The sequence below is a fragment of the Acidobacteriota bacterium genome (assembly GCA_016196065.1).
Classification (GTDB): domain Bacteria; phylum Acidobacteriota; class Terriglobia; order Terriglobales; family Acidobacteriaceae; genus Acidiflorens.
The window spans coordinates 944,336-965,686 of record JACPYL010000010.1; the positions used below are offsets into that span (position 1 = coordinate 944,336).

Annotated in this window: 15 protein-coding genes; 5 read left to right on the forward strand and 10 right to left on the reverse strand. The window is 57.7% G+C overall.

Going from position 1 to position 21,351, the window contains the following annotated elements; all coding sequences use genetic code 11:
- Positions 1-9: 9 nt before the first annotated feature.
- Positions 10-1,317, forward strand: coding sequence for a hypothetical protein (locus HY010_07290; protein MBI3475520.1), 1,308 nt, complete (start codon positions 10-12; stop codon positions 1,315-1,317).
- A gap of 87 nt (positions 1,318-1,404) precedes the next feature.
- On the opposite strand, the gene HY010_07295 is transcribed toward HY010_07290, so the two are convergent.
- The 3 genes from HY010_07295 to HY010_07305 form a co-directional block, all read right to left on the reverse strand.
- Positions 1,405-1,683: a histidine kinase gene (locus tag HY010_07295; GenBank protein MBI3475521.1), complete on the reverse strand. Its 279-nt coding sequence runs from the start codon at positions 1,681-1,683 to the stop codon at positions 1,405-1,407.
- A gap of 68 nt (positions 1,684-1,751) precedes the next feature.
- Positions 1,752-2,297: a CvpA family protein gene (locus HY010_07300; GenBank protein ID MBI3475522.1), complete on the reverse strand. Its 546-nt coding sequence runs from the start codon at positions 2,295-2,297 to the stop codon at positions 1,752-1,754.
- 24 nt (positions 2,298-2,321) lie between these two features.
- On the reverse strand, positions 2,322-3,233 hold the full coding sequence (locus HY010_07305; protein ID MBI3475523.1) for a phosphoribosylaminoimidazolesuccinocarboxamide synthase: 912 nt from the start codon (positions 3,231-3,233) through the stop codon (positions 2,322-2,324).
- Positions 3,234-3,758: 525 nt separating this feature from the next.
- Between HY010_07305 and HY010_07310 the strand changes: the two genes are divergently transcribed.
- A complete protein-coding gene (locus HY010_07310) occupies positions 3,759-5,438 on the forward strand; it encodes a carboxylesterase family protein (protein ID MBI3475524.1) in 1,680 nt (559 codons plus the stop codon).
- A gap of 20 nt (positions 5,439-5,458) precedes the next feature.
- Here HY010_07310 and smc read toward each other — a convergent pair whose 3' ends face one another.
- The 5 genes from smc to HY010_07335 form a co-directional block, all read right to left on the reverse strand.
- A complete protein-coding gene (gene smc / locus HY010_07315) occupies positions 5,459-9,289 on the reverse strand; it encodes a chromosome segregation protein SMC (protein ID MBI3475525.1) in 3,831 nt (1,276 codons plus the stop codon).
- Between the two features lie 400 nt (positions 9,290-9,689).
- Positions 9,690-10,571: a polyprenyl synthetase family protein gene (locus HY010_07320; protein MBI3475526.1), complete on the reverse strand. Its 882-nt coding sequence runs from the start codon at positions 10,569-10,571 to the stop codon at positions 9,690-9,692.
- A gap of 82 nt (positions 10,572-10,653) precedes the next feature.
- Positions 10,654-11,019: a hypothetical protein gene (locus tag HY010_07325; protein ID MBI3475527.1), complete on the reverse strand. Its 366-nt coding sequence runs from the start codon at positions 11,017-11,019 to the stop codon at positions 10,654-10,656.
- A gap of 90 nt (positions 11,020-11,109) precedes the next feature.
- Positions 11,110-11,346, reverse strand: a complete 237-nt coding sequence (locus HY010_07330) for an exodeoxyribonuclease VII small subunit (protein MBI3475528.1) — start codon at positions 11,344-11,346, stop codon at positions 11,110-11,112.
- A 121-nt stretch (positions 11,347-11,467) separates the two neighbouring features.
- Positions 11,468-13,309 (reverse strand): bifunctional homocysteine S-methyltransferase/methylenetetrahydrofolate reductase, encoded by a 1,842-nt coding sequence (locus HY010_07335; GenBank protein MBI3475529.1) that lies wholly within the window; start codon positions 13,307-13,309, stop codon positions 11,468-11,470.
- A 126-nt stretch (positions 13,310-13,435) separates the two neighbouring features.
- Between HY010_07335 and HY010_07340 the strand changes: the two genes are divergently transcribed.
- Positions 13,436-14,590 (forward strand): patatin-like phospholipase family protein, encoded by a 1,155-nt coding sequence (locus HY010_07340; protein ID MBI3475530.1) that lies wholly within the window; start codon positions 13,436-13,438, stop codon positions 14,588-14,590.
- Positions 14,591-14,703: 113 nt separating this feature from the next.
- The gene (locus HY010_07345) at positions 14,704-15,996 is read left to right on the forward strand and encodes a hypothetical protein (protein MBI3475531.1); all 1,293 of its coding nucleotides are present in this window, start codon (positions 14,704-14,706) and stop codon (positions 15,994-15,996) included.
- Between the two features lie 248 nt (positions 15,997-16,244).
- Here the strand turns inward: HY010_07345 and HY010_07350 are convergent, their stop codons facing one another.
- A complete protein-coding gene (locus tag HY010_07350; protein MBI3475532.1) occupies positions 16,245-18,815 on the reverse strand; it encodes a penicillin acylase family protein in 2,571 nt (856 codons plus the stop codon).
- Between the two features lie 209 nt (positions 18,816-19,024).
- Positions 19,025-21,046, reverse strand: coding sequence for a S9 family peptidase (locus HY010_07355; GenBank protein ID MBI3475533.1), 2,022 nt, complete (start codon positions 21,044-21,046; stop codon positions 19,025-19,027).
- A 208-nt stretch (positions 21,047-21,254) separates the two neighbouring features.
- On the opposite strand from HY010_07355, the gene pqqA reads away from it, so the two are divergent.
- Positions 21,255-21,347 carry a pyrroloquinoline quinone precursor peptide PqqA gene (pqqA, locus tag HY010_07360; protein MBI3475534.1) on the forward strand — a complete coding sequence of 31 codons (93 nt, stop codon included), beginning with the start codon at positions 21,255-21,257 and terminating at the stop codon, positions 21,345-21,347.
- Positions 21,348-21,351: the final 4 nt, after the last annotated feature.

Below are 21,351 nucleotides of genomic sequence, written 5' to 3' on the forward strand. Positions count from 1 at the left end.
GCCTAAGTAATGAAGAAGATTCTTGTCGCGATGTTGCTGGTAACTGCCATTGCCGCCGTCGCTCAAACCACTGCTGCTCCGGCGCCTGCGCCGCAGAGCTCAGCCGCGCCGGCCGCGCCAGCGAAGAAAGAAATCAAAGATCCCGCCGAATACAACGCCTACATCGGCGCGTTCGGACAACAGGATCCGGCAGCCAAGGTCAGCGGTTTCGAGGCCTTTGTCACGCAGTATCCAAACAGCGTGATGAAGGAAGAAGCCCTGGAACAGCTGATGGGTGCATACCAGCAGACGGGCAACGTTGCCAAGATGGTTGAGACCGCGCAAAAGGTCATCGCGGTGGACGCAAGCAACCTGAAAGCCCTGGCGTTGCTGGTCGTAGGGAAACGCATCACGGCGAAGACGCCGCAGGATTTGGCGGACGCTGCGCAATACGGTGAAAAAGGTTTGGCCGTGTTGCCGACGTGGCCGAAGCCGGAAGGCATGGCCGACGCCGACTTTCAGAAATTCAAGACTCAGACCGGCGTAATTTTCAACGGCGCCGTTGGCATGACCGCGTTTCAGAACAAAGACTACGCCAAGGCCCAGCAGAATTTGCGGGCAGCAGTCGAGGGCGAACCGACTGATGTGAACAACATCTATCCACTCGCGTTGGCTTATCTCACGCCGGGTCCGACGGAAAAATCGCTGGATGGCCTGTTTTTCATCGCGCGTGCCGCGAACCTGATCAACGACCCCAAGGGCAAGGCGGACGTGATCAAATTCGGCAAGAGCAAGTTCGTCAAATACCACGGCAGCGAAGAAGGTTGGGGCGATCTGCTCACGCTGACTTCGTCGACTACACTGCCACCCGCCGATCTGAATACGAAGATCAGCCAGTACGTTCCGCCCACTCCGGCCGATCAATGTGCTGACTTACTGAAGACGAAGAAGGTTGAGGAAATGAGCTTCGCCGAGTGGCAGTTGTGCCTCTCGGAAGGCAAACAGGAGGATGCGGACAAGGTTTGGGGAGTTCTGAACGGGAAACCGCTGCAAATGATTGCTCATATCATGAGCATCGATTCCGCGAAGAGCCTGAAGCTTGCCGGCAGTTCCGATGACATTGAAGCCAAGCGAGCGGACATCGATCTGACCATGACCGCAGCGATTCCGGTCCGTCAAATGCCGAAGGCCGATACCGACCTTCAGTTTGAGGGAACGCCTGTTTCTTACGTCGCCAAGCCGTTTGTGATGACGATGAAAGACGGCGCCCTATTGGTCAAGGCCGCGCCCGCTGCTCCCAAGAAGCCGGTTGCTCGCAAGAAGCCGGCGGCTAACTAAGCAATCTGTAATAGAAACAGAAAAGCGGTCCCAAAATTGGGACCGCTTTTTTATTGCAGAGGGTTTGATTTCTCAGGCTGGATCGCGCTAACGAACGACCTTGCGCTCCAGCGCGATCGGACGAGCGCTGCGAGGGGGACGCTTGGTGCCTTCGCGCAATTGCCGCACATCGATCTTCAATTCCTGCATGGTGCGGCTGAGCGTGTTGCGGTGCATGCCCAGCTCCCGCGCGGCCTTGCACTGGTTGCCGCGGTTCTCCTCCAGCACCGTGACGATGAACCGTTTCTTGAACTCGCGGACGGCTTCTGAGTACAGGATGTTGCTGCGAACCATTTGAAATATGAGTGCTTCCAGTTGATCTTTCACGAAGTCCTCTCGTTTCCGCGATTCTCAGATCTTGAGACAGTGCTGCAACTATAGTTCTTCCTGGCGATCTACCGGGCCGGAGTATTCGGCGGCGGAGGTGGAATTTGCGCCTTCCGCAGATATTCCAAGCCCTGGTCGAACCGGTGACGCAATTCCTCGGGTGCAAGCCAAATCGCCGCCCTACCCACGACCATGAAGTATGGAGCCAGTTGCGAACCCGGCATCCAGCGGGCAGTGGGCGCGAAAGCAGCCATGGCTACGAGTACGATCGCCACGACCAAGCTCCCTTTCAGCAAGCCCAACACACCGCCGAGTGTCCGATCAATCGCGGACAAGCCCGCTTCCTTCATCATCCAACGCGTTAACCGTCCTGCTAGCGCGGCAACCAGCAATACAGCAAAGAAAATAATCAGAAACGCGCTTAGATCACCCAGCCACGTTTGCTTCAGGAATATCCCAAACCAGTCCGCCAGGCGCCGGTATTGCCAGGCTGCCAGCAGATACCCGACAACCAGGCCTGCGAGTCCGAAGGCTTCATGGAAAAAGCCTTCCCAGGCAGCCGTGGCCACCGAGAACACCAGGAATGCAAGGATAATCCAGTCCGCAACGCCCATGATTGTGCTCCAGAGCGCCGGTTGCTAAATCTCCAACTCGCGTCCTGTGAGCTGGCGATACGCCCCGAGATACTTTTCGCTGGTCCGCCGTGCTACGTCCTGGGGGAGGGCAGGCGCGGGCGGCTGTTTGTTCCAGCGAATTTCTTCGAGGTAATCCCGTACATACTGCTTGTCGTAAGAATTCTGCACTTTACCCGGTTGATAAGTGTCGGCCGGCCAGAAGCGGGAAGAATCCGGTGTTAGAACTTCATCCGCCAGCGTGATGCCCTGGGCGGTGATGCCAAATTCAAACTTGGTGTCGGCGATGATGATGCCGCGCTGCAGCGCGTAGTCGGACGCTTTCTGGTAGATCTTCAAACTCACGTCGCGGAGCTGCCGGCTGAGTTCGGGATCGACCAGCTTGCACATTTCCTCGAATGAAATGTTGATATCGTGACCAGTGGTCGCTTTGGTTGCGGGCGTGAAGATTGGCTCTGGCAACTTGTCAGACTCTTTCAATCCTGCCGGCAGTTGGATGCCACATACTTTGCCGCTGGCCTGATATTCCTTCCATCCCGAGCCCGAGAGGTAGCCGCGCACCACGCATTCGACGGGGAACATATCCGCGCGCATGACCATCATCGACCGGCCGCGCAGTTCCTCAGCATGCGAACGGATTGCGGCGGGATAACGATCAACATCGGCGGTCACGAAATGGTTGGGTGTGACGTCCTTGAGAAAGTCGAACCAGAACAAGGAAATCTGCGTGAGCACCCGGCCCTTGTGCGGAATGCCGGTAGCCAGCACGTAGTCGAATGCCGAGATGCGATCGGTTGCGACGAACAACAAATGGTCGCCATCGAGGTTATAAACGTCGCGCACCTTTCCGCTGGCATGCAACTCAAGCTCAGGGTAGTCGGTTTGCAAAAGGACGGGGTCGAGGAGTTCAGGGCTCATGATGTAATTCTAGTAGCAAAAAACCTCGCGTATTCTAACTGGCGAGAAAAATTTGTCAACGACTTCCGTTATCAAGATGGGCTGGTAAACGTCACTATGGGAGTGAAAAAGATTGACAGTTCGGGGATCGGTGAGAAGCCTTGCGGGATAAGGCGTCTGGCATAGCTGTGGTGTGGAAAAACTGAGGATGGCGGAGGATAATTCGTCCTCGGCATGTTGCAGCGGAATTGTGATTCTACAGCGTTTGCATCTCCCACCGATTGCTCGAAAATCGCGCACTGTCAGACAATGACGACCAGGAGAGTCGATTGAAGCGCTCAAGCATGCCGGACAGAGTAACGGGCAGGGCAATCTCAACTCTGCGAACAGTCGCGATCAGTATGCTGTTGGTACAGTTCCTCTACGCCCGGGCGATGACGGCGGAGCCTGGTTCGGTGGAGACGGAGCCGAACTGCAAGGAATGCCTCGTCTCGACCGCTATAAGAGTTTTGTGAAGGTGCTGGAGAAGAAACTTATGGAGAAACGATGAGCCAACGATCTGGACGGTTTGTCGCAGTGATCGCGTTGTTGTTTGAATTTCTTGCCGCGCTTCCCGACGCAGCACAGTCCGGTCCCTCCGCCACGGAACTGGCAGTGCAAGTCCGCACCGAATCCGGCCTGCTCAAAGGCGCTCGTTTCGGTGACAAAGCGAACGAGCTGATGTTTCTGGGGATTCCCTATGCTGCTCCTCCGATTGGGCCTCGGCGTTGGATGCCTCCCCAGTCGCCAGTCTCTTGGACAGGCGTCCGCGACGCTGATGCTTTCGGAGCAAGCTGCATGCAACAGGATAAATGGCCGGCGGATACCGCCAGCTACTACGCCACCCTTCCCAGCCTCAAGCATTACGCTGGTTATCACACGAGCGAAGACTGCCTGTATCTGAATGTCTGGAGCACCAACGTCGGCGGAGCCAAGCCGCTACCGGTGATGGTGTGGATCCACGGCGGCGGCAATGTGGGGGGAACCGGGGAGTTGTCGCCGCTTGGCCCAGCTCTGGCGAGACGTGGCGTCGTCCTGGTCAGTATGAACTACCGGCTCGGCGTTTTCGGCTTCACTGCCCATCCGGCGCTGACCGCTGAGTCTCCACATCACGCGTCTGGCAACTATGGTTTGATGGATCAGATTGCCTCGCTGGAGTGGGTGCAACGAAACATCGGCGTCTTTGGCGGAGATCCCCGAAACATCACCGTCATGGGCTCATCGGCGGGCGGCGTAAACATCTGCTACCTGATGGCATCGCCGCTCGCTCGTGGACTGTTCCATCGAGCCATCGTCGAGAGCAACGGGTGCGCTGACTATTTTGTCCCGGAATTGACACGCGTAACAGCATTCTACGGTGGCACGGACTCCAGCGAAGCCGCCGGGGTTCGACTTGCCCATCGCCTGGGAGTGGATGGCGGTCCTGACGTGCTGGCGCAACTCCGGGCGAAGAGCGCCGAAGAAGTGTTGCAGGCTACCGATCCAGCTGGATTCTTTGACGGAATGGTGGACGGCTACGTGATCCCCGAGCAACCAGCAATTGTGTTCGCGGCAGGCCGGCAGGCGGCGATTCCACTGCTACTAGGTAGCAACGCCGACGAGGCAGCTTTGTTCGTAGATGACGCGCCGAAGACCATACCCGACTACCAGCGCTGGCTGCAAAAAGATTTTGGCGAGGACTGGAAAACTATCTTCGATGCTTATCCGGCAAAGAGCGATGCGGAAGCACCCAAGGTTTGGGACGCGATGTTAACGGACTATGAGTTTGGCAGCAGCACATACCAACTGGCGCAAGCCCAGCGACGCATCAATCAGCCGGTGCATTTTTACTACTTGACCTACCCTGCCAAGGCTGGCATGGGAAAATACGCGGGACGCGCGTACCACGGTATTGAATTGAATTTCTTATCAAACGTGTTTCCTCGGCCGAGCAAGTGGGAGCAGGACGCAGCAGACCTGAAGCTGGCCGAAACCATGGGCGAGTACTGGACGCGATTTGCCTCAACCGGAGACCCCAATGGCCATGGTCTCCAGAACTGGCCGCCCTATGACCCCGGCACGAACCAAGTACTCGAATTAGGACATGAAGTGAGAATCGTAGGGATGCCTCACCTCGACCGCTACGCGGTTTTCATGAAGGTACTTGCGAAGAAGTTTGCGGATCGCATGGCAGCCCAGCGCAAATAGACCGGGAGATCGCAGCTGCCCTACGCTGCCCCGAATCGCACGGACACCAACTTCGACACGCCCGGCTCTTGCATCGTCACCCCATACATCACCGGCGCGATGCTCATCGTCTTCTTGCTGTGGGTGATGAGCACGAACTGGGTCTGCACGGACATCTCCTTGACCAGTTCCGTGAAGCGTTCGATGTTGGCTTCATCGAGTGGCGCGTCAACTTCGTCGAGGATGCAGAACGGTGCCGGCTGATATTGGAAGATGCCGACCAGCAACGAAAGTGCCGTGAGCGCTTTCTCGCCGCCCGACAGCAGCAACACGTTCTGAAGCTTTTTGCCGGGAGGCGAAGCGACCACGTCGATGCCGCTCTCGGCGCTGTTTTCTTCGTCCGTGAGGCGCATGAAAGCGTGTCCGCCGCCGAACAGTTTGCGGAAGGTGGTGCTGAAGTTCTCGTTGATCTTGCCGAAGGCTTCTTCGAATTTTTGCCGCGATACCTGATCGATTTCCTTGATGGTCGCGGCTGTGTTCTCGATGGAATCCAGCAAATCTTTTCTCTGAGTTTCGAGAAACAGGTGACGCTCCGAGGTCTCTTTGTATTCTTCGAGGGCCATCATGTTGACTGGACCCATGCCGTCGAGACGGGCCCGCATCTCGCGCTGGGCCTGATCTTCAGCGGCGAGTTCCTCGCCCGCAACCAGGACGATGGTGGTGTCCGCCATCAGGACAGGCCGCTCGATGCCGAGATCGTTGAGGCAAGTATCGGCAAGGTGCTGGAGGTCGGATTGAAGTTTGGCCGCGGTAGCGGAAATCTCTCCGCGGCGGTCACGGGCCTGATCGAGCTGAAGGCGCGTGCTTTTCAGCAATTCTTCGATTTCGACCGCGCGGGCTCGTACCTGCTCGGATTCAAACTGGAGCAAGCCGTCCCGGGCTTCGCCGGCATTCCGTTCCGAATCGAGTTCTACGAGTTGCTCTGCCAGTTGCAGGGTCTCTGCCTGGCGCTGCGCAATTTCGCCGACTGCGGCTTCCATCTGCGCCTGCAAAACGCCTGCCCGCTCCCGCATCTCGGCTACCAGTGTTTCAATGCGTTGCAGTAGCGTTGCCGCGGACCGATGACGCTCTTCGAGCGCCGCGGCGCGCGATGCTCTTTGCGAGGCCACTTCGGCTGCCACATCACGGCGCGATCGCAGGCCGGAGAGGCGTTCCTGGCCGTCCGCGGTTTGCAATTCGAATTGTGCGCGTTTCTCTTCGATGGTTTCCAGCTCCGACACGCGTGCGGCGATCAGGCTTTCCTGTTCCTGCCGCTCGCCGGCGAGGCGGCGCAGTTCGCGTTCAATCACGTCCATGCGCTCGCGAACGCGTCCCAATTCATTGTTCAGCTGGGACAGAAGATGGCCGGACGTCATGGCCGATTTTTCGGCATCGCGCTTCTCGTCTTCCAGGCGATCCAGCAGGGAAGTGAAGTCCTTGATTTCGTGGCCCAGTGAGAGCGTCCGCATCTCCTTCTCACGCAGCGCACGTTCGAGTTCTTCAAGTAGCCGCAAAACATCGCGCAGCTCGCGCTTCATCGACAGCGGACCTTCGCTACGCTGCTTGCCGCCGGTCACGGTCACGTTGTGGAAGCACTCTCCCGATTGCGACAGAAAAAATGCGTCGGGATTGCTCAAAGCCAGATCACGAGCCACCGTCGGATCGGGGACGATAAAGCCGTTGCCGAGCTTCGGCAGGATCATCTCCAACGATTTCCCGAATCCATTCAGCACGCGAATCGAACTCTTTAACGGAACAACGGAGGAGTTCGAAGGCGTGTGGCGAAGGCTCTCGTCGACCACGAAAGAAAACTTGGCCTGCGAATCTTCCGGATGTACGAGGAACGTGGCGCGGCCATCCACATCGGCGCGAAGCAGGGCGAGGCCTTCATCGGCCGCATCCCAGGACTTCACGACCACGTAGTTGAGTTCGTCGCGGAGGAAATCTTCAACCACCTGTTCGTAGCGGGGATCGACCTCCAGGAAGTCGGCGAGAACGCCGGCGGGCGCGTGTCCCCCTTGCAGAGCGCCTGATTGAAACAGGCGGCGCACGGATTCGGTCGAGTACCCGTGTTCGGCGATGACCGCTTCGAGCGATCCCTTCTTCCCGAGTGCGGTAGCGTATTCCGAACGGATCGAATCGAGATAGTGCTTGGTGTCGGATTCTTCCTTGCGCTTCTCTTCAAGCGTCCGGCGCAGGTCGGTGATTTCGGCCGCGAGTCCGCTGGCGCGCTGAACAACGGTTTCGAATTCCAGCTGAATCTGTCCGCGCTGTCCGCCGAAGGTCTCGCACTGAGTCGAGGCGGTCCCGATCTCGGCGCGCAGCCTCTGCTCTTCGCGATCGACCCCAGCCAGCCGTTCCTGCGATTGCGTCAATTGATTGCGCAGGTCGGACGCGGTACCCACGGCTTGCAGAATGGCTGCCCGCGATGCTTCCTGTTCCATTTCCAGAATCGCGAGTGCCGAAGCTGCGTCAGAGACTTCCTGCTGGCTGACCGACAATTCCTGCTGGGCTGCAGCCAGATCCGCAGTGGCCGATTCCAACACCTGCTGGTGGCCATTGCGTTCGTCTTCGAGCGCCGTAAGGCGGGTTGTTGCCTGGGCGAGTTCCGCTTCCGAAGAAGCCGTGCGCACGGTCAGTTCAGCGCAGCGCTCTTCGTTGGTGCGTTGCCGGGCATGACTGCGGTCCACTTCGATCGCGATCTGGTTTAGGCGTTCGCGATTCTGCCGCAACTCGGTCTCAATCGAATAGCCGCGTTGCGTGCGCTCGGAGTGTTCAGCGTCCAGTTGTTGCACGCCGTCGGACTGGTGCCGGATCTCTTCGCCCAGTTGATTGATCTGAGTGTCAAGAGACAGGCTCTCCTGATCCATCTGCGTGAACTTGCTGGCCAGTACTACACGCAGCTTGGCGCGCATCTCGTCACGCAGGCGAGCGTAACGTTCTGCTTTGCTGGCTTGTCGCTTCAGCGAATTCAACTGGCGCGTGACTTCTTCGAAAATGTCGTTGACGCGATTCAGGTTCAGCTTGGCTTCTTCCAGGCGAGCTTCGGCGAGACGCTTTTTCGTCTTGAACTTCGTGATTCCCGCCGCCTCTTCGATCACGGCGCGGCGGTCCGTCGGACGGCTGCTGAGGATCTGACCAATACGACCCTGCTCGATCAGCGCGTAGGATTCCGGACCAAGGCCGGTGCCCATGAACAATTCCTGAATGTCGCGCAAGCGGCAGAGCTTCCCGTTAAGGAGGTATTCGCTGTCTCCGGAACGGAACAGGCGGCGCGTAACCATGATCTCGCCGGCATGCGCTTGTTGCTGATTGAACTTGCGGCGGCGAATCTTCAGCACAACTTGCAGTCCAGCCGGCGCTGCTTCACTGGCTTCGACCGACGGAGCAACGGCACCTTCTACTTCTTCGGTCTTTCCAGGTTGCGCCTCTTCAACGGCCTGCTCGGTGTCAGCGGTGGCCTGAGCGCGCAGTTCCGCTTCGTCCCAATCTTCCTGTCCGGCAGGGATATCGTTCTGAATATCGATCTGGGTGGGTTCGCTGGCGTCCGGCCCGGCGTACACTTCGGGATCGATCAACGTCAGGGATACTTCGGCCATGCCCGTAGCATTACGGCCGGCGGTGCCGGAGAAGATCACGTCTTCCATCCGCGAACCGCGCAGAGACTTCGCCGACTGCTCGCCCAGGACCCAGGAGATCGCGTCCGCAATGTTCGATTTTCCGCAACCGTTCGGTCCAATGATCGCGGCAATACCTTCCCCGTGAAACTTCAGGTCAGTGCGATCGCAGAACGACTTAAATCCCAGGATTTGTAGCCTTTTGAGTTTGAGCAATGCCTACTCCTTCGTGCGCGGACACTTCTGATCTGCTGGCAACATCGGCTGGTGTGCGCCGGGTGACCGTGCGGAACCTGTTAACTACTTAGATTCCCAACTTCATTCCACGGTGCGATGCTGTCCCATCAGGCCGGGCAGCTACCACGGCTTTTCACCAACTCTAACGGCGATTGCGGCAAGGGTCAAGAGGTAAAACACCATATATAGGGGCCCCTTCCCGTCAACCGCCTTTAGTTGCACACGGATTGCAGCACGTGCGCGTACGTTTGCGGTGAGGACGAAGGAGGTGGGAGGACCGCGAGAGCAAATTCAATGTACGCCTGGCGAGTCGGAGGAGCAAGACCCGGAAATACACAGTTCGAGACCGAAATCTCGCTGCAGCGACGCGCCGTCTATTTCACTTCTTGCGCTCGACCAAAAAGCGCGCCAGGTCTTTAAGGGTGGTGGCACGGTCGCCGAATTCGTAGAGTTCTGCGCAGGCTTGGTCGACTAGCGCGTCAGCCTTGTGAAGCGATTCCTCGATCCCAAACAGCGCCGGGTAAGTGGACTTCTCGGCAGCGGTATCTTTGCCCGCGGTTTTTCCCAGTTGCTCGGACGTCTGGGTCACGTCGAGGACATCGTCGACGATCTGAAACGCAAGTCCGACGGATTGGCCGAAAGTGCGCAACCGGGCCACCTGGCTACGCGTGGCGCCTGCGTAGATTCCTCCGGCGACCACACTCGCAGTGATTAGAGCAGCAGTTTTCGAGCGATGAATGTACTCGAGTGTCTCTAATCCCGCGTGAGTATGCTCCGCTTCAAGGTCGACTACCTGGCCGCCGATCATTCCGTCGATCGTACCTGTCCCGTGCGCAATCTCGCGAATGATCTCGACGCGAGCTTCCGCCGGACACTGCAACTGCGCAAGCACCTCATAAGCCTGCGTTTGGAGTGCGTCTCCGGCCAGGATGGCGATAGCTTCCCCGAAGGCTTTGTGACAGGTGGGACGTCCGCGGCGGAGATCGTCGTTATCGAGAGCGGGCAGGTCGTCGTGGATCAGGGAATAGGTGTGGAGCATCTCAAGCGCTGCCCCGACATCTTCAATCCCAGGAGGCAGACTGCTGGCGACCATCCGTCCGGCTTCCATGCAGAGGATCGGCCGCAGACGCTTTCCGCCTGCGAACACACTGTGGCGCATGGCCTGATGAATCGAAGTGGGATGCTGAGTGGCAGCAGGCAACAACCGTTCAAGCGCACGGTCGGCGGCTTCGCGCCCCTCCTCCAGAACCTGTTTCAGCATGGCACCGCAGTATAACAAGCAGGCTGGGGAGAAATGAAAAGGGACGCCTGCAGGCGTCCCGGTTGTGGCGATGAACTTATTCTCAGGCAGCAGCGCGACGCGCGTGTTCGCGGGTCAGCGAATTCACGATGTCTTCTGTATTCCAGGGCACGCACATGTCAGCGGCGCCCCGTTGCAGGACCTCCGTCCAGAGTTCATCGTTTGCGAGCCGATGCGTGCAGACGATGTAGAGGTCGGGAAATTCATTGTGAAGATGTTCGACTTCGGTGGATTCCGAAGTTTCCACGTCCAACACCAGCACTTCCGCGGAGAAGCGAGTAATCGCCGGCCGGATTTCTTTGCGACTGTGGGTTAAGTAAACGACAGGGAAGTAACGTGAGAGGCTGGACGCCAATCTTTCAGCGATGGCAGCGTCATCCTGGTAAAGGACTACGTGTAGTGGCTCCATACATCCCCCTTACTTCACCGCTTCGGCGGTGGCCTTGGCTGCGACAGCAAACTGCTACCACAGGCGTGGACGATCCAGCGCGAACCAGCGTTACTTGCGTGACGCCTTTTCGGCCGGGGGCTCGAACGGTACGGTTTGGAGCTTTCCGTTCTGTTTCAACAGGATTTCTACTTTGCCTTCGGCGTCTTCCAGTTGTTTACGGCAAGTCGCCGAAAGTTGCATGCCCTCTTCGAACAGCGTCAGAGATTTTTCCAGTGGAACCTCTCCTTGTTCCAATTCATGGACAATCTTTTCCAGACGCTCGAGGCATTCTTCAAACTTGGCCAAACCTATTGCTCCTGTACCTATATTCTAATGCCGTGTTTTGGTCGTGAAGTCCAATGAAATCGATCAAATTCAAAAATTTCTTGTGCTACTTCGGCACATAAACGATTCGGCAGTTACCGATCTAGCCGAGCGCCTCCAACACGTCCACTGCGGAACTGTATCGTCCCTGCGGCGCGCTGATTTGTGCACCCTGGACTCGGTCGCGGACCGCCCTCAGCATCTCGCGCGCGATCGCGATACCTTCCTCGCGGGCCGCTTCCGGTGTCGGTGCATCGTTCATCCTCTTCAGGATCGAGTCCGGCACGGATACTCGCAATTCATTCTTCATGAACTCCGCGTTTCGCGCGCTGACCAGCGGCCAAATTCCCGCTACTACTGGGATGCGGCAATGCTCAATGTGCTTCAGGAAATTCTCGAGCAAGTTGAGATCGAATACCGGCTGAGTCACGACGTACTCAGCGCCAGCTTCTACTTTGTATTCAAAACGACGGATTTCTTCGTCCAGGTTCGGCAATCCCGGATTGGCTCCGACACCAATCACAAAACCCGTACCTTTACCGATCGTGTTTCCGCCCAGGTCAAGTCCGCGGTTCAGGTTACGGACAATGTTCACCAGTCCGATGGCATCCACATCAAACACGGCCGTGGCATCGGGATAGTTGCCCATCTTTGGCGGATCGCCGGTGATGCAGATCAGGTTGCGAATACCGGTTGCCGCCGCGCCCAGTAGGTCCGACTGGATGCCAAGCACGTTCCGGTCGCGGCAGGTGTAGTGCAGGATCGCTTCGATCCCAACTTCCTGCTGCATCAGGAGAGATAAGGCCTGGTTGCTCATACGCGCGGAGGCGCGCGGGCTATCCGGAATATTGATCGCGTCCACGCCGACCGACTTGAGAAACTTCGCGCCATCAACTTCTTTGCGGATGTCGATGCCCTTAGGGGGAACGATCTCGACCATTGCGACAAACTCGCCGCGAGCGATTTTCGCCCCCAGGCGTGAGCGCTCCGCCAACGGCGTGGTGGCCGCAGTCGATGGTGCTGCGTGATCGTGCGTGACGCCGGCGATGGCAGTCTTCTGACGCGCTTCTCCGGCACGCAGCGCCGACTTCATCGCGCGAATATGTTCCGGAGTCGTCCCGCAACATCCGCCTACCAAACTCACGCCCGCGGCGACAAATTTGCGGGTGTAGCTGGCCATATATTCGGGCGAGCAGAGATAGATATTGCGTCCCTCGACAGATCTTGGCATACCGGCGTTTGGTTGCGTCGCCAGTGGAAGGTTGGTGGCAGCACGCACGCGTTCAATCGCTTCCAACATCGCGACCGGTCCTACGCTGCAGTTGATGCCGATCACGTCGACTTTCCATTCCTCCAGCCGGGCCGTAAAAGCCTCGGGGTCCGAGCCGTCCAGGCAGTTGCCGTCTTCGTCGATCGTGACGTGCGCGACGAGCGGAATCTTCGGATTGACCTCGCGGCTAGCCAGCACAGCCTGGTGGAGTTCCTCCATGTAGCCGAACGTTTCGAGCATGAGCAAGTCGACTCCGCCTTCGACCAGGGCAGCGACCTGCTCGCGAAAGGAGTCGCGTGCCTCTTGAAAAGAGGTCTTACCCAGCGGTTCGATGCGGACTCCGATCGGCCCGACGGACCCGGCGACGAAGACATCAAAGCTCTTGGCGGCCTCGCGTGCCAGCCGGACTCCTGCCAGGTTGACGTCGCGGACACGATCAGCCAGCCCATGACGGGCCAACCGGAAACTATTGGCGCCAAAGGTGTTTGTCTCGACTATCTCGGCACCAGACTGCAGATATTCGTGGTGAATGCCGCGAATCAGATCGGGCTGCGAGAGATTCAGCTCGTCATAGCACTGGTTGATGAAGATGCCTTTGGAATACAAAAGCGTCCCCATCGCTCCATCGCACAGGATGGGCGACTTACTCAGGCGTTCGAGGAAATTTGCTGCCATCTCTTTCAGAATACAAGAAGCAACGGGCGGCTGCATCCGGGGCAAGCCAGTTGACACGAGCCTGCAAGTCGAACTAATGTTCGAGTCCTTCCCGCAACTTTCTTCTTCCCCAGACTGAGGAAAGCCATGAATGCTTCAGCGCCACTCGTTCCGGTTCGACCCAAGCGTCTCTTGTCGATTGATGGCGGAGGACTGGCCGGCCTGATTCCGGCCGAATCGTTGATTCTGATCGAGAAGCAGTTAGACGACATCACCGGGGAATCAAAGCCTCTCTGCGATCGCTTCGATCTGATCGGCGGCACGAGTACCGGAGCGATCCTGGCGGCCGGCCTCTGTCTGGGACTGAGGGCGGAAGAACTGCGCAATTTCTATCTCGATTTCGGAAAGGACATTTTCGCGAAAGTGTTTCTTCCCATACGTTTTTGGCATAGCTATCCGAGTCAGCCACTGGAGCGGCATTTGAAGGATGTCTTCGGCGAGAATACGACGCTGGGCGGTGCGCAATTACATACGCAGCTTTTGATTGTGGCCAAGAACGCGACCCAGGGAACCACGTGGTTTTTCAGTAACAACCCAAATGGGAAGTATTTCGGCACGAATGCTGCCTTGCCGTTATGGCATATTGTGCGAGCCAGTTCCGCTGCGCCAACGTTTTTTCCGCCGCAAAAAATCAACGTACCCGACGACCAAGGACAAATCCATAACTACGAATTCATCGACGGAGGCGTGAGTAGCTACAACAATCCTTCGCTCCAGCTTTTCCTGGAAGCCACCGACCGGCAATACAACTACGGATGGCCAACTGGCACGGAGAAACTGCTGTTGCTTTCGCTGGGGACCGGGTTCAACACCGCCACGATCGACGAGGGCAAGGCGTCCAGCTATAACCTGTTGGATTGGGCGCGCTATTCCGTCAAGGGACTGCTGGGCGATGCCAACCTGCAGCAGAATGTTCTGATGCGATTGATTGGACAACATCCGGCGGGACCTGTGGTTGTGTCTACTGCTGAAAGGGATGCGGTACGCGCCAGCGGAGCGCCGGCGGAATCGGTGCTGGCGTCTATGGATACCGGACTCGCCATGAAGAAACTGCTCACCTATCAGCGCATCACGGTCAGCCTGACGCGCGCCCGGCTGGATGGACTGGGCCTTACCGACATCGATCCGGTGAAGGTCCGCGAGATGGATGCGGTCGATCAGATCGGAAATATCCAGCGGGTGGGCGCGGCGGTTGCGAAAGAGCAAGTCAACATGAATGTTCTCAAGCAGTTTTTCTCGTAACGTGGTGCAAGATACGATTTCCGGGTTCCGGACCGCAGGCAACGTTTCAAGCTTTGCTATAATCCAACTCTTACATCTAAGTGATTATCCTGCATGCTGTTGGAGTCCCCGGTTTGAAAAGAGCCCTGACACTCGTGTGGTTCCTGCTGCCCGTCTCCCTTCTATTTGTCAGCTGCAACAGTTCCAACAGCGGCAGCGGAAGCGGCGGGGGTAGCGGCCTTAAATTCCGCGCCTTCATTTCGCAGGATGTTTCCGCAGGCGGTGTTGGTGCGGGCATTCAGATCATAGACGCCAAAAAAGATGTGCGGGCCTTTGTAGCGCCCATTGCCGCCGGCGCCACACCGGGCCAAATGGTGGTCACTCCCAACCGTCTGCAGACGCTGGTTTTCAGTCCATCCGACAATCGATTCACCTTGATCAGCAACAGCGGCGAGAGTGCCTCCACCGGAATCACGTTGCCCGGTTTCACCGAGAGTTTTGCCGTGACACCCGACAGCCTGACCGCTTACATCGCCGTCCCTACCGCTACGGTCGTTGGACAGTCGCCGGGCGTTGTGGAAATTCTCAATCTGAATAATGGTGTGGTGACCGGACAGATCGATATCCCGGCGGTTCGGCACGTAGCAGTCGGGCACACGGGAAATCGGGTGCTGGCGTTCAGCGACAACTCGAATTCAGTCGCGGTCATCACGTTTGGCACCGGCAATCCGACCGTCACATATGTGGGGGGCTTTGATCGTCCAGTAAACGCGTTTTTCAGTGGCGACGACAGTCAGGCGTTCGTTCTCAATTGCGGCGCGGAATGCGGTGGGATTCAGGCCGGCGTAGAGGTACTCGACCTAAATACCGTCACCTCGGGCACCCAGGTCGGGGCGTGCACTTCAGTTGTGCCGGTTGTGTGCGCGGGCAGCGTGGCGGTGGTGGATGGAACCACGATGTATCTGGCGGGTATTCCGTTCAATGCCGATGGCTCTCAGTTCGCACAGCCCTGTACGGGGGAAACGACCGCGGCAACCTCATGTGGACTACTGACCGTCATTGATCTCGCCAGCCTGTCGGTGACGAAATCCGGCATCGTGATCACCGACGGACTCCATAACCGGATGGCACTCGGGTCCAATGGACAGCTCTTTGTGGGGGCTCGTGACTGTACTGAGATTCTTGCTGTGAACACCGGGGACGAAGTCCGCGGGTGCCTGTCCATCTACGACACGCTGACCGATGCGGTTGTGATCCCACCAGCGAACGGGAACGTAACGGGCATCGAGCCGATCGCAAACCGCAACGTTGTGTACCTCGTTCAGGGCGGCGAACTGCAGATCTACGACACCACCACCGACAAACTCCAGAAGACCCAGATCGACGTGTCTGGGGAAGTAGTGGACGTGCGGACCGTAGATTTCTAGGGCAGGCGGCGTTGGGCGTTCGTTCTTAGGGAAAAGCTGAAGCACCTGGAAATCGTTGACCCCACTCCACTGAGTGCTTATCCAAAAATACCCCCGAAGAAATTGTCATCCTGAGCGAAGCGAAAGATCTGTTGTCCTTACTAGCAGCGACGAAAGCAGGTCCTTCGCTTCGCTCAGGATGACAACTCTGATAGGGGGCGCCCTCGATGTTTCTGCAGCAGGCTACTGAGTACTGAGTACCGCCCTTCCTACTGCGGAACGAGCGTCATCTCGTGTTGTTTCCGTTTTTCCACGTTGGCCGCAGAAAAGGCGAAGTTGAAGGTTCTTCCCCCGTACCACGCGGGCCACTGGTCCATGTAGTACTTGCTGAGGAATATCCCGCTTTCTCCAGTGACAAGGTTCAATGTGCTCTTGTCGAAGTCCGCAAAGTTCCAGGTCACGCGTTCCGATGGTCCAAATTCCTTGCCGACCGCTTTGACCGTGAACCCACTGCCACTGAGGGGGTGAACGCCCGGGCCAGTGAATTTTCCAACCAGCGGGAGATGGCTGAGCACGGGATGCTCTACGTCCACGGGATAAATCTTGCCCCACTTCCATTGGCTCACGTCGGAGGGGACGTCCGGTTGTTTGAGCACGTTCTCGACTGCGGCCACGAGCAGGCTCGGGTAGTCTTTGTAGGTCGAAGGCAGCCATCGAGCGGGTTGCTTGGTGAGAATCGTCTCCATCCAGACAGTAGACATGCCCCAGCGATAGCTCTTCCAGTTCAGCGTGCCGCTGTTGTCGGCTGGATCGCTCGGAGCTACGCCGAGTTTCGGTTCAAGAATCAATCTCTCCAGTTCCTTGCGAGCTTTCGTTTCAATGGACGGCGCGGCAGAATCGGCGGACATGCGTCCATCCCAATCGCGCAGGATGTCGGCTGCCTTCTTCGCCTTGTCGGAAATCTTGCCGGCGTGATCGAGCGCGTAAACAAACTTATCGGCACAGAAATGGTCATAGGTGGAAGAGACGTCCATCTGTAAGGCGAGCATGTCGGCGGGCGCGAACTTTTTGCCCGACTCCAGCACTCTATAGATGCGATCGGTTCGCCACGGTGCTTCCCACTCGGTGCTGATCGAATATTTATAGCCGTCGGGCGTGATGCGTCCATTCGCGCTCGCCAGGACGCCCGATTGCGGGTCATAGACGCGCGGCATTTCGTCCCAGGGAATGTAGCCCTTCCATTCGTGCGCGTCGTCGCTGCCGCTGACTGGGAGGCTGCCGTCGCCCGACGCGCGGATGGGAATCTTGCCGGTCGTCTGATAGCCGATGTGGCCGTCGACGTCGGCGTACATCACGTTTTGTCCAGGCGCGACGAAAACGGAAAATGCTTTGCGAAACTCATCCCAGTTCTGGGCCGAGTTCACGTCGAAGAAGGGAAGTGTCATACCGTCGTAGAGGATCCAGCGCAACGCGATCTTGCGGGTCTCTCCGGGCACGATGTCGGTGATGATCGGGCCGTGACGAGTAGTGACGACGTCGAGGGTCACGTCCGGCTGGTTTTTTACGTGGATGACTTCCTGCCGATGTTGAGGATCGCGCCAACCTGCGGGCGTCTTGTATTGTCCGTGATCGTTGAACTCTTCGATGAATACATCTTCAACGGTCGGTCCGACGTTGGTGAATCCCCAACCAATGCGCTGATTGTGGCCGACGATGACAAAAGGCGTGCCGGGCAGAGTTACACCGGCGACTTCGTACGTCCCACTCTTCAGGTGCGCCGCGAACCACAAGTTGGGCATCTGGTGGTCGAGGTGCATATCGTTCGACAGCAGGGGCTTTCCGGTGACGGTATGCTCTCCGGACACGACCCAGTTGTTGGAGCCTGGTCGGAACAGATCGGCTTCGGCGGCTGAAAAGCCCTCGAAGATCGCTTCTGCGGAGACGGGCCGCGCGGAGACCAAGAAGTGGAAGGGTGCGGCTTCAGCGGTGCCGTAAAGGCTCACAGCCCCTGAGGTCGCTCTCGATGCGGAGATCAAGCGGGAATCTCCACCCACTGGTTCGCCTTCGTCGTCATCGTCATCTTCTTCCTCGCTGCTGACGGCGGGATTGTCTTCGTCGATGCGGGGACGAGTGGCCGCGGGCGGACGATCTCTCCACGACGAATTCGTGTACAGGTCGGAAGTAAGCTCGGGCCCGAGCTTGGCAAGAATTTTTTCACGGGTCAGAGCACGCGCATAGCTGTAGTGATTCAGATCCTGCACCATGCGGGCGCCGACCAGCAGGGAATCGGCAACCGTCCACGGTTTTGGAGAATATTTCAGCAGGCGAAACTCGAGGGAAAGCTTGTCACGATGTGATTCCATGAACGCATTCACGCCCCGAGCGTACGCTTCGAAGTATGCGCGATCGCGTGCGGACATCGCCTTTTCCGTATCCTGCGTTGCGGCGCGCAGGCCGAGGATGCGCTGTTCACGGTCCATCTTGAGCAGGCTGGGTCCAAGGATCTCAGACAGCTCTCCAGCGGCAGCACGGCGCATCGCATCCATTTGCCACAGGCGATCCTGAGCGGTGACATATCCCTGCGCGAAAAACAGGTCGTCAAGCGAAGCGGCTTCAATCGTCGGGATACCGTGGTTATCACGAACAACTCGCACTTTCCCCGAGAGGCCCGACACAGCGACACTGCCGTCAATCTGTGGCAGAGCTGAGCGCGCGATGGAATAGAGCCAGGCCGCGCCGCCCAGAATAATCACGAGCAGCACCAGGCCAAGGATCAAGATTGCGCGGAACAACGGACTACGCTGGGAGCGAACATCGGGAAGCGATGTGGTCACGGACATGTTGCTGACGATTGTAGGTGGCGGTTACGCCGGTGACAACCGTTGAGCCGCTTCCGCAACAAGAACATAACCACGAAGATCACCAAGGTGAACACGAAGGATCACGAAGGCCTCGGCGTAAGGTTTTCCTTTGTGTACCTTAGTGGATCGACTTCGTGTCCTTCGTGGTCAAGATTTGGAAGGTGCCGGTCCAACTGTGACAGCCGGCGTCACTTTTGATTCTTAAGATAAGTGTCAAACCACGCAACATAGCGCTCCAGACGATCATGAATGTAGCTGGGCCTCGTCAATAAATGGTGTTGTCCTGGATAGATCACCAACTGTGTTGGAACCTTCAGTGTTCTGAGAGCCTGGTACATCTGTTCGCTGCCGATAATCGGCACGTTGAAATCGTCTTGTCCACCTACGAATAACGTTGGCGTGTGTATACGGTCAGCATGAAAGAACGGATACGAAAGTTTCATCCACAAATCCGGAGTACGCCACGGCGGTCCCAGTTCATTGTGGTACTGCACAATGTACTGGTCGCTGCCGTACATCGAAATCTGGTTCGCGCTGCCGGCGCCGCTGATCGCCGCCTTGAAACGTGAATCGGTCGCGATGGTGTAATCGGTCAGAATTCCGCCATAGCTCCAGCCTCCGATGCCAAGGCGTTCCGGATCCGCGAATCCCTTCTGCACCGCGTAGTCAATTCCCGCCAGCAGGTCCGCGACTTCTTTGTTGCCCCAGTCGGCAAATATGCTGCGCGTATATTCCGCGCCGCGTCCACTGCCCCCGCGATAGTTGATGGCGAGAACCACATAGCCATGTGCGGCAAAATACTGCCGCTCGAGTTGCAGCGGATACAAACTGAAGCTCAGCGCATGGTCGTCCTGCATGTTCGGCCCACCGTGAATCCAGAGCAGTGTGGGATATTTCTTCCCCGCCTCGTACGATGGCGGCTTTATGACCATGCCGTGAACTTCCGTGCCATCCTTGCTGTGAAAACTGATGTCCTCAACTGCGCCCAGTTGCAGTTCGGAGAGCAGAGCATCGTTGTGAGAGGTGAGTTTCCTTAGGTTCCCATTTTCAAGCGCATAAACGTCCGCGGCGGAAGCATCGGTGGCCGCAATCAACGCGGTGTGTCCTCCTCCGCTCTCGCGTTCCATGAGGACGGCATTGCCAACGTTGACATGCTCAACGTTGCCGCCGGCTGCGAGTTTCGCGAGATACGCACGCCGGTCGTCTTCCACCAGAAACGTCAGCGCGGAACCATCTGCCGTGAACTCAGGATCGGACGCGCCGCGATCAAATTGCGCCGTCAGAATCTTCGGTGTGCCGCCGGCTGCGGGTATCACGGCCAGCCGGTTCATGTTGTATGCGTTGTACTTTGCCTCCAACCCCTGCAGGAACGCGATCTGTTTTCCATCCGGACTCCATGCCAGCTTTTGCCCGTTTGGACTAAACGTGCTGACCAACTTGCGCGGTTGTGCTCCGGCGCGGGCGTCCACGACGAAAATGCCGTGCACGCTACTCTGGTCGGGTTCGTCCAATTGGCTCGCTACGAAAGCAATCTGTGACCCATCGGCCGACCACTCTGCATCGCCCTCCTCGTTCTTGTTGCCGGTGAGCGCTTCCAGTTTCTTGCTTTCGATATCGAATAGGTAAATATGCGGCACTGCCAAAGCAGTCAGGTAGCCGTCCACGTCCCGCTTGAAGTGAAAGCGGTCGGTGACGATCGGCTTCGCCACTCTTGGCTTCGCGTCCGTCGCATCGTTACCGGCATCTTCGGACTCCGCCATTTCCAGCATCAGGCGATTGCTGTCGGGTGACCAGCGATAGTCGTCAATCTCTCCTTTGACGTTGGTGAGTTGCCGCGCTTCGCCTCCTCGCCGGTCGAGCAGCCAAATCTGTGACGTCGTATCCGCGGGGCGCGCAGACATAAACGCGAGGTACTTTCCATCCGGACTCCAGCGCGCCGACGAGTCCGACGACGACTCGGCGGTGAGCGGTAGATCCTGAGTGCCCTCCCAGTTCACCATCCAGACCGCATTGCGGCGTTTGTCGGCCTTGCGATCGACAGTGGTGAGCGTGTAGGAAATCCATTTGCCTTCCGGCGATACCTGGATGTCGTGGACATACTGCGTGCGGTACACGTCGTCCGCGGTGAGCAGTCTCTTTGCCGGGGACTGAGCGAAGAGGGAGGTCGCGAGTAGCAGTGCTGCAAGAGAAGACGTCAGTCGAAAGGGCATGGGTGGCCATCCTCTCGCAGAGCGAAGTTCGCCGTCAAGGTAGTCCCCAGAATCCGCGCGGGGCAGGGGTTTCACCAACCAGGCCGGGTAGGTACAGGGTTTTCAGCGACTTGGCACCCATGCCTTTCCGAGTGAAAAACCGCTGGCCCCGGCTGTCAGCCAATGCTATTCTCTTTGGAACCTGCAACCCCCGCAGGGCATATCCCAGATGAGGTGGTACACAATGGTTTGGACAGCTCCGGTTTTCGAAGAAGTTTCCCTCTGCTGCGAAATTAACTCCTACGTGAGTGCAAAGCTGTAATCTG

Coding starts and splice junctions, on each gene's coding strand:
- HY010_07290 (MBI3475520.1), top strand. CDS start 10: ATGAAGAAGATTCTTGTCGCGATGTTGCTGGTAACTGCCATTGCCGCC.
- HY010_07300 (MBI3475522.1), bottom strand. CDS start 2,297: ATGGGCGTTGCGGACTGGATTATCCTTGCATTCCTGGTGTTCTCGGTG.
- HY010_07305 (MBI3475523.1), bottom strand. CDS start 3,233: ATGAGCCCTGAACTCCTCGACCCCGTCCTTTTGCAAACCGACTACCCT.
- HY010_07310 (MBI3475524.1), top strand. CDS start 3,759: ATGAGCCAACGATCTGGACGGTTTGTCGCAGTGATCGCGTTGTTGTTT.
- HY010_07320 (MBI3475526.1), bottom strand. CDS start 10,571: ATGCTGAAACAGGTTCTGGAGGAGGGGCGCGAAGCCGCCGACCGTGCG.
- HY010_07325 (MBI3475527.1), bottom strand. CDS start 11,019: ATGGAGCCACTACACGTAGTCCTTTACCAGGATGACGCTGCCATCGCT.
- HY010_07335 (MBI3475529.1), bottom strand. CDS start 13,309: ATGGCAGCAAATTTCCTCGAACGCCTGAGTAAGTCGCCCATCCTGTGC.
- HY010_07340 (MBI3475530.1), top strand. CDS start 13,436: ATGAATGCTTCAGCGCCACTCGTTCCGGTTCGACCCAAGCGTCTCTTG.
- HY010_07350 (MBI3475532.1), bottom strand. CDS start 18,815: ATGTCCGTGACCACATCGCTTCCCGATGTTCGCTCCCAGCGTAGTCCG.
- HY010_07355 (MBI3475533.1), bottom strand. CDS start 21,046: ATGCCCTTTCGACTGACGTCTTCTCTTGCAGCACTGCTACTCGCGACC.
- pqqA (MBI3475534.1), top strand. CDS start 21,255: ATGAGGTGGTACACAATGGTTTGGACAGCTCCGGTTTTCGAAGAAGTT.